Raw genomic sequence first — 12,646 nt, 5'->3', positions numbered from 1 at the left:
GGTCACTACCTCGCGCACGTCGTTGGACAGATCAGGCTTGGCGGCCACGCGAGCAATGGCCTCGCGCGCGGCGCTGCGCCAGGGGTCCGCCAGCTTCTTCCAGCGGTCGAGCGCGCGCGCGAGGCGGGCCGCAACCTGCGGGTTGATGGCGTCCAGCTCGATCACGCGGTCGCTCCAGAATACGTAGCCCGCAGCGTCCGACCGGTGGAACGCACCGGGGTTGGCGCTGCAGTAGCTGAAGATCACGCTGCGTGCGCGGTTCGGGTTCTTGAGGCTGAAGTCCGGGTGCGACATGAGCTGGCGCACGGCGGGCAACACGTTGCCGCCACGGTCCGGGGCGCCGGCTTGCAATGCAAACCACTTGTCGATGACCAGGGGCTCGTCCTTGAACAGCGCATGGAAGCGGGCGAGGGCGGGTGTGGCCAGTTCGCTGCCGCTCGCCACCAGGGCCGTGAGGGCATTGAACCGGTCGGTCATGTTGCCCGCGACCTTGAAGCGCTGGTACGCCTTGCCAGGCCAGACCACATCGCCTGTCTTTTGCGCGGCAATGCACAGCATGTGCAGCGCCAGGCCACTGAGTGCGCGGCGGCCGGAGGAGACGGGGTCGGGTCGGTAGCCGCCGGTGTCGTGGTTCTGTTCCCAGACGGTTTCCCAGTCGGCCTGCAGCGCCAGCGCCAGCTCTTCGCGCATGGCTTCACGCACTGCGTGGATGCGCTGCGGGTCCACCACATCCAGTTGCTCGGCGATGTACGTCTCGGAGGGCAGCGTGAGCACCAGCTCCTTGAACGCAGCGTCCAGGGCCGGGTTGCGCAGCACGCTGCGCATTGCCTCTACAAACGCTGTCGACAGAATGGTTTGCTCAAATCGGCCGGTAGCGCCGGTTGTATATGCTTCATCAGCTATTGTATTAATAGCAATTCGCAATGCCAGGCGCTGTCCAGCTTCCCAGCGGTTGAAAGCGTCGGCGTCGTGCGCCAGCAGCGTGAGCAACTGCGCGTCTGTGTAGTCGATGTCCAGCACCACGGGAGCACTGAACCCGCGCAGCAGCGATGGCACAGGCTCGCTGTCCAGGTTGGTGAAGGTGAGGGTCTGCGATGCCTCGGTGAGCACGACCACGCGCGAGGTGGTGTGGGCTGCGCCTTCTGCAGCGCCTTCACCTGCGAGGTGCAAGGGCAGGGCGGCACCGGTGGTGGCATCGATCAGGCCCAGCTCGACCGGGATGACGAAGGGCAACTTCTCGCTTTGGCCGGGCGTAGGGGCGCAGCTTTGCGACAGCGTGAGTGCATAGCAGCGCGTGGCAGCGTCGTAGCGGCCCGTGGCGCGCACGCGGGGCGTGCCGGCCTGGCTGTACCAGCGCTTGAACTGCCCAAGGTGCTGCGTGAGCGGACTGCCCGGGTTGGCATCGGCTATCGATCGCACAAAATCGTCGCAGGTCACGGCCTGGCCGTCGTGGCGCTCGAAGTACAGCTTCATGCCCTTGGCAAAGCCTTCGCGGCCCACCAGGTTGTGCTGCATGCGCACCACTTCCGCACCCTTTTCGTAGATGGTGACGGTATAGAAGTTGTTGATCTCGACGTAGCTGTCGGGCCGCACCGGGTGGGCCATAGGGCCAGCGTCCTCGGGGAACTGGGCGGTGCGCAGCACGCGCACATCCTCGATGCGCTTGACGGCGCGGGCGGAGGGGCTGCCCGCGAGGTCCATGCTGAATTCCTGGTCGCGGAAGACCGTGAGGCCTTCCTTCAGGCTGAGCTGGAACCAGTCGCGGCAGGTCACGCGGTTGCCCGTCCAGTTGTGGAAGTACTCGTGGCCGACCACGCTTTCGATGTTGGCGAAGTCGGTGTCGGTGGCCGTGGATTCGCTGGCCAGAACGTACTTCGTGTTGAAGATGTTCAGGCCCTTGTTCTCCATGGCGCCCATGTTGAAGTCGCTGGTGGCGACGATCATGAAGCGCTCCAGGTCCAGCGGCAGGCCGAAGCGGGCTTCGTCCCAGGCCACGCTGTACATCAGCGAGTTCATGGCGTGTTCGGTCTTGCCCAGATCGCCGGGGCGCACGTAGACCTGCAGCAGGTGGTCGGTGCCCGAGCGGCTCTTGATCTTCTGCTCGCGGGCCACCAGCTTGCCTGCGACCAGGGCGAACAGGTAGCAGGGCTTCTTGTGCGGGTCCACCCACTTGGCAAAGTGGCGGCCGTCTTCCAGGTCGCCGCTGTCCACCAGGTTGCCGTTGCTCAGCAGCACCGGGTACTGGGCCTTGTCGGCGCGCAGCGTGACGGTATAGCTGGCCATCACGTCCGGGCGGTCCAGGAAGTAGGTGATGCGGCGAAAGCCCTCGGCCTCGCACTGCGTGAAGAAGGTGCCCTGGCTCACATACAGGCCCATGAGCTGCGTGTTCTTGGCGGGGCAGCAGGTGGTGAAGATTTCCAGCGCAAAGGGCTCGGAGCCTTCAGGCAGGTTCTCCAGCACCAGGCGGGTGCCTTCCATCTTGAACGAGGTGCCCTGGCCGTTGACCAGCACACGTGCCAGGTTCAGGTCATCGCCATCGAGCTTGAGTGGCTGTGCCGCCACGTCGGGGTTGCGGCGCAGCGTCATGCGGTTGAGCACGCGCGTCTTGTTCGGGTCCAGGTCGAAGGTCAGCTCGACGCTGTCGATCCAGTAGGCGGGGGCGGTGTAGTCCTCGCGGCGGATGGCGATGGCCGGGGCCGCGCCGTCTCCGCTTCCGTCGGCTTTATGCAGTTGCAACATGGATGCTCTCCAGAAAGTCGGTGTTCATGAGTTCGGTGTAGTCGCGCACGGCGGCCAGCACATGGGGCCCGGCCAGTTGTTCGGGTGTGTGGGTGCTGCAGATGGCCACGGCACGCATGCCCGCGCGGCGCGCTGCCTCGATGCCGAAAGGCGCGTCTTCAAAGACGATGCAATGCTCGGGCGCTGCCGCGATGCGGCGTGCCGCCTCCAGGAAGATCGCGGGCTGGGGCTTGCCAGGCAGGCCCTCATCGCCACGCACGATGGCCTGGGGCGCGGGTTCCAGTCCCAGGTGGCCCAATGCGAATTCCACGTTGCCGATGTCACCCGCGGTGCCCACCGCCACCTTGAGACCACGCGCGCGCACCTGGGCCGCAAACTGGCGAAAGCCCGCGACTTCGGAGAAACGCGGGGCGAACAGCTCGCGGTAGATGGTTTCTTTTTCGTGCGTGAGCGCGTCGGCCTCATCCTGAGACACGGGGCGTCCCAACAGTTCCACGATGCACTCGGTGCCATTGCGGCCCGTGGTGCGGGCCATGAGGTCAGGCACGTCGATGTCCATGCCCCGGCGGCGTGCAAACTCTACCCATGCCTGGGCGTGCCAGGGCATGGAGTCGATCATGGTGCCGTCCATGTCGAAGATGATGGCGTCGGTGCGCATCCGCATCGCTCAGACGCCTTGCTTCAACGAAGCTTCGATGAAGGCGTCCAGGTCGCCGTCCAGCACCTTCTGTGTGGCCGAGATTTCAACGTTGGTGCGCAGGTCCTTGATGCGGCTGTTGTCCAGCACGTAGCTGCGGATCTGGTGGCCCCAGCCCACGTCGGTCTTGGTGTCTTCCAGTTTCTGTTGCTCTTCCATGCGCTTGCGCATCTCGAAGTCGTACAGGCGGCTGCGCAGGCGCTGCCATGCCACGTCGCGGTTGCTGTGCTGGCTGCGACCGTCCTGGCACTGCACCACGATGCCGGTGGGGATGTGCGTGAGTCGCACGGCCGAGTCGGTCTTGTTGATGTGCTGACCGCCCGCGCCGGAGGCTCGGAAGGTGTCGGTGCGCACATCGGCGGGGTTGATGTTGATCTCGATGGAGTCGTCGATTTCGGGGTACACGAACAGCGACGCGAACGAGGTGTGGCGGCCGCCCGAGCTGTCGAACGGGCTCTTGCGCACCAGGCGGTGCACACCGGTTTCGGTGCGCAGCAGGCCGAAGGCGTACTCACCCTCGATCTTGATCGTGGCGCTCTTGATGCCGGCCACGTCGCCCGGGGTTTCTTCTTCGACCGTGGCCTTGAAGCCCTTGCGCTCGGCGTACTTGAGGTACTGGCGCAGCAGCATGCTGGCCCAGTCGCAGGCCTCGGTGCCGCCAGCGCCTGCCTGGATGTCCACAAAGCAGTTGAGCGGATCCGCCTCGTTGCGGAACATGCGGCGGAACTCCAGCTCTTCCACCGCTGCGCGCATCGTGGCGGCTTCCGACTCGATGGTCAAAAGGCCGGCTTCATCACCTTCCTCTTTGCTCATCTCATACAGCTCGGCGTTGTCGGCCAGATCGCGGGTGAGCTTGTCCAGCGTGACGACCACGCTGGAGAGCGACTTTTGTTCCTTGCCCAGCTCCTGGGCCTTCTTGGGGTCGTTCCAGACGGAGGGATCTTCCAGCGATGCGTTTACCGTGCGCAGGCGTTCAAATTTGGCATCGAAGTCAAAGATACCTCCGTAACTCTTGCGTGCGCAGAGCCAGGTCGCTGAGGGTGGTGCCGATGAGGTTGATGCGTTCTGCGTCCATGATTCTTGTCCTGCGTGTTCTGTGGAATAACCCACGATTTTCTCATGGGACGGGCAAGCGCCCCGGCAATGCCCTTTGTGCGGGGCGGTCGCCGGTACGGCGCATGAAACCCGGAGGACAATCTGCCGGGTGAATATCAAAAATGATAGCTGTTCAGGCAATATCCACTAGCGCTTGGAGGCGCTAGGGCATCAAATTGCCTCAGGCAGCATCCAAAAACGCTTCGATCAGCTGGGCCACCTGCTCCGGCTGGTCATGGTGCAGCATGTGGCCCGCGTCTTGCACGACGGCGGTGCTGCAGGTACGCACATGGGCCAGGCGCTGGTGGTATTCGTCCAGGGTGTACCGGCCGTTCCACCACTGGCCCAGGCTGTCGCCACTGGCCTCGATGGCCAGCACGGGTGCGGTAATGCGTTCGTAGATCGCCAGGGCCTCGTCCGCGCGGTACAGCTGCGCGCTGGTGATCTTGTGGGCGGGGTCGCCCAGGATTTCCCACTGCCCCTGCGCGTTGGGCCGCGCCCAGTGCTGGGCCAGCCATTGGGCCTTGTCTTCGGACAGGCGGGGGTTGGTCTTCATCAGGCGGCGGGCCACGCCGTCGGCGCTGTCATAGGTCTTGAGTTCCTTGGTGCCCTGGTGCAGCTGCTTGATTTCGTCGATCCATTGCGCGTAGCGCGTGGGCGCCTGCGCGGGGCGTGTGGCGGGCAGGCCAAAGCCTTCGAGGTTGACAAGCTTGCGCACCCGCTCGGGCCGCACGCCGCCATACATCATGGCCACGTTGCCGCCCATGCTGTGGCCTACCAGGTCAATGGTTTCGCCGGGTGCGTAGTGGTCCAGCAGCAGGTCCAGGTCGGCCAGGTAGTCGGCAAACACATAGTGGTCCACCGGTGCCCCGGTGGTCAGGCCGAAGCCGCGCCAGTCCGGCGCGATGATGCGGCGCGGCTGGCGCAGCGCATCCACCGTGAACTGGTAAGAGGCACTGACGTCCATCCAGCCATGCAGAAGCACCAGCGTGGGCAGGTCGCTGTGCTCGGGGCCCCAGTGGCGGACGTGGTAGTTGAGGTGCCGCAGCGCCAGTGTGCTGCTGCGCGAAGGGGTGAGGACTTGGTACATGCTGTGCCAATGTTACGTTGCCGCCGCTCTGGAGGGGCGTCGTGCGGTGTCACCAAGGAGTCCGGCGCCCGGCAGGTTTTGGCGATCGCTTGTACCATCGCCAGCCGGGGCTGCAGCAGGCCCTGTTTACTTTTCCACCATCTGGAGCCTTCACCGCATGAACATCGTCCGCTTGGGTCAGAGTGACCTGCTTGTCACCCCCATTTGCCTGGGCACCATGACCTTCGGCGAGCAGGTCAATGAGGCCGACTCGCATGCCATCCTGAGCCAGTCGCTTGCGCGCGGCGTGAACTTCATCGACACGGCCGAGATGTACGCCGTGCCCGCCAAGGCCGAGACTTTTGGCGCCACCGAAACCATCATCGGCAATTGGTTTGCCAAGAACCCCGGCGCGCGCCAGAAGCTGGTGGTGGCCACCAAGGTCGCCGGCCCATCGCGCGGAATGCCCTGGGTGCGCGAGGGCAAGGGCATGACGGCGGCCGATATCGTGGCGTCGTGCGAAGGCAGCCTGCGCCGCCTGCAGACCGATGTGATTGACCTCTACCAGATCCACTGGCCCGAGCGCCATGTGCCCGCCTTCGGCAATCTGTATTACGACCCTGCCAAGGAAACTTCGCAAACCCCCATCCACGAGCAGCTGGAAGCGCTGGCCGGGCTGGTGAAGGCGGGCAAGGTGCGCTACATCGGCCTGTCCAACGAAACCCCCTATGGCGTGCACGAGTTCGTGCGTTTGGCCGAGCAGCACGGCCTGCCGCGCGTCGCCACGGTGCAGAACCCGTACTGCCTGATCAACCGCACGTGGGAAAACGGGCTGGATGAGACCTGCCACCGCCTGGCCGTGTCGTTGCTGGCTTATTCGCCCCTGGGCTTTGGCCTGCTGACGGGCAAGTACGACGAAAGTGGCATCACCGGCCCGAATGCCCCGCAGGGTGCGCGCATTGCATCCTATGAATCCGTGCGCAAACAGCGCTGGGGCCGCCCCGAGGCGCTGGCTGCCTCGCGCCGCTACAACGCGCTGGCGCGTGCCAACGGCATGACGCCCACGCAGATGGCGCTGGCCTTCTGCTACACCAAGTGGCAGGTGGCCAGCACCATCATCGGCGTGACGTCGGTGGCGCAGCTGGAGGAAGACCTGAATGCCTGGGGCACCACGCTGTCGCCCGAGGTACTGAAGGCCATCGACGCGATCCGCTGGGAGCTGCGCGACCCGGCGCTGTGAACGGGGCAGGGCGTGGCCCTGTGACTCTGCAGGAGAAAAACAAAGGGGCCCAGCAGGGCCCCTTTGTTTATTGACGAATCGTCGGGCACAGCCGTCAGGCCGTCGCCTCTTGCCGGGCGGTGCGTCCTTCCGTCCACGGCGTCCCTTGGGGCTCGCCCAGGTCCCAGAACAACCCAGCCATCACCGCCAAACCTTCGCGGGCCACGGGTGCCAGCAAATGCTCGTTGGGCGCATGCTGGGCGCAAGCGGGGTACGAGTGGGGCACCCACAGCGTGGGCAGTCCCAGCTGGTCGGCAAAGATGTCGTTGGGCAGCGAGCCCGCCAGGTTGGGCAGCAGCGTGGCAGGCTGGCCGGCGCTGGCCTCAAGCGAGGCCATCGTCCAGTCCACCCAGGGGTTGTGCAGATCGAGCCGCGTGGCGCCGCAGTGCATGCCCATGGTGATTTCGACCTGGTTGAAGCCATGCGCGTCCAGGTGCTCGCGCAGCGTGGCCTGCACGTTCTGCCAATCGGTGCCCACCACAAAGCGCAGCTGGCAGTGCGCCACCGCCTGCGCGGGGATGGCGTTGATGGGCCGCTGCGCGTTGCCCGCGCCCAGCGCCAGCAGTTCCAGCGTGTTCCAGCCCACCAGTTGCTCGGCGGGGGTGAGGCCGGGCTCGCCCCAGCCGGGGGTGAGCGCGGGGTCATCGGCTCCGGTGCCAATCACCACGTCCTGGAGGGCAGTGCGCAGCTTGTCGGGCACCGCAGGCGGCAGCAGGCCTTTGACCAGGATGCGGCCCTTCGCGTCCACCAGCGTGGCCAGTGCGTGCGTGAGCACCGTGGCCGGGTTGGCCAGCACGCCGCCCCAGTTGCCCGAGTGATACGCCTTGTCGCGGCTGCGCACGGCGAGCGAGAAATTGATCGCACCGCGCGACCCCAGAAAGAGGGTGGGGTGGCCCGCATTCACACGGGGGCCGTCGCTGGCCACGAACAGGTCGGCCTTCAATGCATCGCGGTGTTGCTGGCAGAAGACGCCCAGGCCGGGCGAGCCTGCCTCTTCGCCCATCTCCATGAGCAGCGTCACGTTGTAGCCCAGGCGGCCGCCCCGGGCCTCGATGGTGTGGGCCAGTGCGGCCAGGCTCACGGTGTGCTGGCCCTTGTTGTCGGCCGTGCCCCGGCCGTACCAGCGCTCGCCTTCTATGGTCAGCTCCCAGGGCGAAAGGCCCTCGCGCCATTGCGTGTCCTGCCCGTTGACCACGTCGCCGTGGCCGTAGGTGAGCACGGTGGGCAGCGCAGGGTCTTCCACACGGCGTGCCACCAAGAAGGGGCCGCCTTGCGGCGAGGGGTTGTCGAGCACCTCGCACTCAAAACCCAGAGGCGTGAGCCAGGGCACCATTTCGTCGGTGAGGTAGGCGCGCAGTTCGGGCGGCACCTTGCCGGTGTCGCTTTCGGTGCGCCAGGCCACACGGCGGCGCAGGTCGGTGGCAAAGCGGCCTTCGTCAAAGTAGCGCTGGACGTTTTGAATGAGCTGTTGGCGATTCATCGTGCAGGTCCTGTTCATGTGTTCTTCAATCCACCACGATCTTGGCGCGGTGGGCCAGCGCGCGGTAGCGGCCGATCTCGTCATCGATCATGGCGCGCGTGGCCACGGGGCCCAGGTGCACGGGTTCCATGCCCTGGGTGCGCATCTGTTCCTGCAGGCCACTGTCGCGGGTGACGGCTTCCACCTCGGTCACCAGCTTGCGGATGACGGATGGTGGTGTCTTGGCGGGGGCGGCGATGGCGTACCACGCGTCGAACACGGCGTCGGGCAGCTTGAGTTCCTCCACCGTGGGCACCCCCGGCAGCATGCTGGAGCGCGACTTGCCAGCAATGGCCAGGGCGCGCAGCTTGCCGGCCTTCACCTGCGGCGCCGCAGCGGCCACGGTGTCGATGCCCAACTGGATTTCACCGCCCATGAGGGCGATCAGCGACTGGCTGCTGCCCCGGTAGGGCACGTCCTGCAGCTGGATCCCGGCCGCCTGCTCCAGCAGTGCGCCCGCCAGGTGCGGGCCAGAGCCGGAGCCGAAGGTGGCGTAGTGGATGCTCTTGGGCTTTGCCTTGGCTGCGGCAATCAGTGCGTTCAGGTCCTTGTACGGCGCGCTGGCGCTGACGACCAGCACCAGGGGTGCCCGGGCCACGGTGGCCACGGGCACGAGGTCCTTGGCAGGGTCGTAGGGCAGCTTGCTGCGCAGCGCCGGGTTGACCGTGTAGCTGGTGGAGCCCGAGACCAGCAGTGTGTAGCCGTCCGGATCGGCGCGCACCACGGTTTCGGTGCCGATGATGGTAGAGGCGCCCGGCTTGTTGTCGATCACCACCGCCGTGCCCAGGCGGCCAGCCAGCTTCTGTGCCAGCGCGCGCGCCACCACGTCGGTGCCGCCGCCGGGCGGGAAGGGCACCACCATGCGCACCGGACGCTGGGGCCAGGCATCGGCAGGGGGCGTAGTCTGGGCCGAGGCCAGGCTGGCATGGCCGGCAAACACTGCCAGGGTGGCAGACAGGAAGGTGGCTCGAACAAGGCGTTTCATGCGGACTCCGGTGGTAGGGCCCCGGCAGCAGGCGCGTGGCTCGATGGGGCCATGCGGCGCCCGTGCCAGGGCATGGGTGAATTGGAGCCTCAAGCCATGCAAGATGGATGCTGGTTTACCATTGCTTGGAATAGAGATTTGGCAACTGGCCATTGCCTTTTTGCGATTTAAACAACCATGGCCATTTCACTGCTCAGCCTGCCCTTGCGCTACTTTCTGGAGGTCGCGCGCACAGGCTCCGTCAACCAGGCCGCGCAGCGCCTGCACGTGGCCGCTTCGGCCGTGAGCCGCCAGCTGGGCAAGCTGGAAGACAGCCTGGGCGTGGTTCTGTTCGAGCGCCAGGCGCGCGGCATGACGCTGACCGAGGCAGGCACCCGCCTGCTGGCCCACGCCAGTGCACACGACGCGCAGGCGCTGGAGCTGGTCGAGCAATTGCAGGATCTGTCGGCCCAAGGTGCCCTGCGGGTGCGGCTGGCCTGCACCGAAGGGTTTGCGGCAGCCTTCATGCCGCTGGTCATGGCGGGGTTTCGGCAGGCGCACCCGCAGGTGCGGCTGCAGTTGCAGGTGGCCGTGCCGCAGGAGGTGTCGGCCCTGGTGCTGCGCGGGGAGGCCGATCTGGCGCTGAAGTACAGCACGGCGCCCGAGAAGGGCCTGCAGGTGCTGCACTCGGCCATCGCACCCATCTATGCCGTCATGCCCGCGCAGCACCCTCTGGCGCGCCAGCGCAGTGTGAGCGTGGCCGATGTGGTGCGCTACCCGCTGCTGCTGGGCGCCGCCAACACCACAGGGCGGCAGCTGTTTGACCTGAGCTGTGCAGTGCAGGGGCTGCGCTATGTGCCCGCCGTGGAGAGCAATTTTTCGTCGGCCTTGTTGCCGCTGCTGAGCGGGCAGGATGTGGTGCTGGCCAGCTACCTCACGGCGGCGCGATGGGTGGAGGCGGGCCTGCTGGCTGCCCGGCCATTTGACGAAACCCAGCTACAGCAACGGCGCCTGCAGGTGCTGGCAGCCGAGGGCCGTAGCCAGTCCGCCCTGGTGCAGCAGTTCACGCAAGCGCTGGTGATCGCCATCGAGGAATACGGCAAGCGCAAAGTCGGGCGGCGCCGCAAGGCCACCCCAGCGCCTGCTTCGGTGTTATGACACATTGCCGCAGATTCCAGCACGCTCACATTTGGATACGGATACCATCGGTGCCCTATCCGCACCACACCATGGCCAAGAAAGAACACGTTTCCGAGACCCAAGCCACCCAGCTGCTCAAGGCGAACAAGGTGGCGTTCACCGAACACCCGTATGAGTACCTGGAGCACGGCGGCGCGATGCACAGCGCCGAGGTGCTGGGTCTGGACCCGTTCACCGTGGTCAAGACCCTCGTCATGCAGGACCAGGACGCCAAGCCGCTCCTGGTGCTGATGCATGGCAACCGCAAGGTCTCCACCAAGAACCTCGCACGCCAGATCGGCGCCAAGTCGGTCGAGCCCTGTGCCCCCGAGGTCGCCAACCGGCACAGTGGCTACCTGGTGGGGGGGACGTCTCCGTTTGGCACGCGGCGCACCATGCCGGTTTACATCGAAGAGACCATCCTCGCGTTGCCCCGCATTGCCATCAACGGCGGGCGCCGGGGCTTTTTGGTGCAGTTGGACCCGCAGGTGTGCGTGCAGTTGCTGGGCGCCAAACCGGTGCAGTGCGCGCTGGCAGAATAGGCCGCCGCGCGATACAGCCCGTCAGAAGGCTGACCATTAGATTTCCAAGGAGTTGCTTTGACCGCCGTCTATCCCGTTCTTGCCACTGTGGCCGCCTACCTGCTGGGCTCGCTGTCGTTTGCCGTCATCGTGACGCGCGTCATGGGCCTGAGCGATCCGCGCACCTATGGCAGCAAGAATCCCGGCGCCACCAATGTACTGCGCTCGGGCAGCAAGGCGGCGGCCATCGTGACTCTGCTGCTGGACGCGATGAAGGGCTGGCTACCGGTGGCGCTGGTGATGTGGTTTGGCCACCCCTATGGGCTGGAGGACGGCACCGTGGCGCTGGTGGGTCTGGCTGCTTTCCTGGGGCACCTGTGGCCGGTCTTCTTCCGGTTTCAGGGCGGCAAGGGCGTGGCGACGGCACTGGGCGTGCTGGTGGGCATCAGCGGTTGGCTGGGTCTGGCCACGGCGGCCACCTGGCTCATCATTGCGTTCTTCTTCCGCTACTCGTCGCTCGCCTCGCTGGTGGCCGCCGCGTTTGCTCCGGTGTACTACCTGCTGGTGGATGGCGTGGTCTGGTATGCCGAAGGCACGATTGCCGCCTCGATCGTGGTGATGGCGCTGCTGCTGGCCTGGCGGCACCGCGAGAACATCCAGCGCCTGATTGCCGGTACGGAATCACGCCTGGGCAGCAAGAAGGCGAAACCTGCCGAGGGTGAAGAGAGCGCCAAGGCGAAGCCCTCAGCAAAAGTCAAGGCCAAACACTGATATACCCACGCGCCCGGTTGGGCGCGTGCCCTGTGTCAGAGCGCGCCGGGCGCCGTCACCAGCCCGCGCAGCCCCGCGCTGTGCTGCGCGGCGTACAGCCCCAGCCGCACCATGGTGCGGTGGTTGAGTTCAAGGCTCACTGCGGATCGGGCCAGGGCAGACTGGATGCGGGGCTTGCCGCTCGCGGTCTGGTACAGGCTGGGCTGGCTGCGGTGGTTGCCGGTGCTGTCCAGCAGGCTGGCCACCAGCGGGTGATTAGCCTTGTCGCTGCGGCGCAGCACGATGGCGGTTTCCCCGTTGTCCAGTTTCACAAACGTACCTGGGGGGCACAGGCCGATGGAGCGCACCAGGGTGTAGCTGACCTCGTCGCGCTGGTCCACCTCTTGTCCCACAATGGCACGCACCGAGTCGGTGGCACTGCGCCCGGCGCGGGATTTGCGCGGGCTGATCATGGCGGCATACCGGTCAATGGTGCCGAGGATGCGGGTGAGCCGGTCTATCGGCTCCTGGTTGGCCAAAGGCACGCGTTCGGCAATGCTGGCATGGTGTTGCCCCACCACGTCCAGCCAGAGCGGATCGTTGATGAACAGGCGTTCCAGCAGCAGCATGCTGTCTTCGGGGTGGCTCTTGATGGCCTCCTGCTGCTCTGCCGTGGGGCGCTCGCGCTGCACGGCCAGTTCGTCCTGCAGGGTCGTCATGCCAATGTTCATGGTGAGTGCCGCCCGCACCAGGCTGTCGCGCTCACGCTGCGGCAGCTTGAGCTCCAGCGCCATGATGTGGCACAGCGTGCCGCACACCAGCGCGTGCGATGCG

Annotated in this window: 11 protein-coding genes; 4 read left to right on the top strand and 7 right to left on the bottom strand. The window is 66.0% G+C overall.

Annotation, left to right across the window (positions count from 1 at the left end; translation table 11 throughout):
- From pepN to DBR23_RS17460, 4 genes are all read right to left on the bottom strand, one after another.
- The coding region (gene pepN, locus DBR23_RS17475; protein ID WP_108499101.1) for an aminopeptidase N at positions 1–2,739 on the bottom strand (2,739 nt) is incomplete at its 3' end.
- Positions 2,723–3,397, bottom strand: a complete 675-nt coding sequence (locus tag DBR23_RS17470) for an HAD family phosphatase (RefSeq protein WP_056746407.1) — start codon at positions 3,395–3,397, stop codon at positions 2,723–2,725. The genes pepN and DBR23_RS17470, both read right to left, overlap by 17 nt.
- Positions 3,398–3,406: 9 nt before the next feature.
- Positions 3,407–4,511 (bottom strand): peptide chain release factor 2 gene (prfB, locus tag DBR23_RS17465; protein ID WP_099730502.1). Its coding sequence is split into 2 segments (ribosomal slippage): positions 3,407–4,429 and positions 4,431–4,511, totalling 1,104 coding nucleotides; the frame shifts between segments, so codons are not numbered across the junction.
- A gap of 201 nt (positions 4,512–4,712) precedes the next feature.
- Positions 4,713–5,621 (bottom strand): alpha/beta fold hydrolase, encoded by a 909-nt coding sequence (locus tag DBR23_RS17460; protein WP_108499091.1) that lies wholly within the window; start codon positions 5,619–5,621, stop codon positions 4,713–4,715.
- A 157-nt stretch (positions 5,622–5,778) separates the two neighbouring features.
- Between DBR23_RS17460 and DBR23_RS17455 the strand changes: the two genes are divergently transcribed.
- Positions 5,779–6,840: an aldo/keto reductase gene (locus DBR23_RS17455; RefSeq protein ID WP_108499090.1), complete on the top strand. Its 1,062-nt coding sequence runs from the start codon at positions 5,779–5,781 to the stop codon at positions 6,838–6,840.
- 94 nt (positions 6,841–6,934) lie between these two features.
- On the opposite strand, the gene DBR23_RS17450 is transcribed toward DBR23_RS17455, so the two are convergent.
- Together DBR23_RS17450 and DBR23_RS17445 are read right to left on the bottom strand one after the other, a co-directional pair.
- Positions 6,935–8,359, bottom strand: coding sequence for a M20 family metallopeptidase (locus tag DBR23_RS17450; protein WP_108499089.1), 1,425 nt, complete (start codon positions 8,357–8,359; stop codon positions 6,935–6,937).
- Positions 8,360–8,384: 25 nt separating this feature from the next.
- Positions 8,385–9,383, bottom strand: a complete 999-nt coding sequence (locus DBR23_RS17445; RefSeq protein WP_108499088.1) for a tripartite tricarboxylate transporter substrate binding protein — start codon at positions 9,381–9,383, stop codon at positions 8,385–8,387.
- 177 nt (positions 9,384–9,560) lie between these two features.
- Here DBR23_RS17445 and DBR23_RS17440 point away from each other — a divergent pair, with 177 nt between their 5' ends.
- The 3 genes from DBR23_RS17440 to plsY all read left to right on the top strand — a co-directional run bounded on the left by DBR23_RS17440 (position 9,561) and on the right by plsY (position 11,833).
- Positions 9,561–10,520 (top strand): LysR family transcriptional regulator, encoded by a 960-nt coding sequence (locus DBR23_RS17440; RefSeq protein ID WP_108499087.1) that lies wholly within the window; start codon positions 9,561–9,563, stop codon positions 10,518–10,520.
- Positions 10,521–10,591: 71 nt separating this feature from the next.
- A complete protein-coding gene (locus DBR23_RS17435) occupies positions 10,592–11,083 on the top strand; it encodes an aminoacyl-tRNA deacylase (protein ID WP_056063754.1) in 492 nt (163 codons plus the stop codon).
- Positions 11,084–11,140: 57 nt separating this feature from the next.
- The gene (gene plsY / locus DBR23_RS17430) at positions 11,141–11,833 is read left to right on the top strand and encodes a glycerol-3-phosphate 1-O-acyltransferase PlsY (RefSeq protein WP_108499086.1); all 693 of its coding nucleotides are present in this window, start codon (positions 11,141–11,143) and stop codon (positions 11,831–11,833) included.
- Positions 11,834–11,868: 35 nt separating this feature from the next.
- On the opposite strand, the gene DBR23_RS17425 is transcribed toward plsY, so the two are convergent.
- The coding region (locus DBR23_RS17425) for an HD-GYP domain-containing protein (RefSeq protein WP_233250529.1) at positions 11,869–12,646 on the bottom strand (778 nt) is incomplete at its 5' end.

Source organism: Acidovorax sp. HMWF018 (assembly GCF_003061035.1).
Classification (GTDB): domain Bacteria; phylum Pseudomonadota; class Gammaproteobacteria; order Burkholderiales; family Burkholderiaceae_C; genus Acidovorax; species Acidovorax delafieldii.
Note: the sequence above shows the minus strand (reverse complement) of the source record. Positions and strands in the feature narration are given on the sequence as shown.

What these genes read in the sequence shown, in the direction of transcription:
- DBR23_RS17440 (WP_108499087.1), top strand. Translation starts at nt 9,561, where the DNA reads ATGGCCATTTCACTGCTCAGCCTGCCCTTGCGCTACTTTCTGGAGGTC.
- DBR23_RS17455 (WP_108499090.1), top strand. Translation starts at nt 5,779, where the DNA reads ATGAACATCGTCCGCTTGGGTCAGAGTGACCTGCTTGTCACCCCCATT.
- DBR23_RS17460 (WP_108499091.1), bottom strand. Translation starts at nt 5,621, where the DNA reads ATGTACCAAGTCCTCACCCCTTCGCGCAGCAGCACACTGGCGCTGCGG.
- DBR23_RS17470 (WP_056746407.1), bottom strand. Translation starts at nt 3,397, where the DNA reads ATGCGCACCGACGCCATCATCTTCGACATGGACGGCACCATGATCGAC.
- DBR23_RS17450 (WP_108499089.1), bottom strand. Translation starts at nt 8,359, where the DNA reads ATGAATCGCCAACAGCTCATTCAAAACGTCCAGCGCTACTTTGACGAA.
- DBR23_RS17435 (WP_056063754.1), top strand. Translation starts at nt 10,592, where the DNA reads ATGGCCAAGAAAGAACACGTTTCCGAGACCCAAGCCACCCAGCTGCTC.
- DBR23_RS17445 (WP_108499088.1), bottom strand. Translation starts at nt 9,383, where the DNA reads ATGAAACGCCTTGTTCGAGCCACCTTCCTGTCTGCCACCCTGGCAGTG.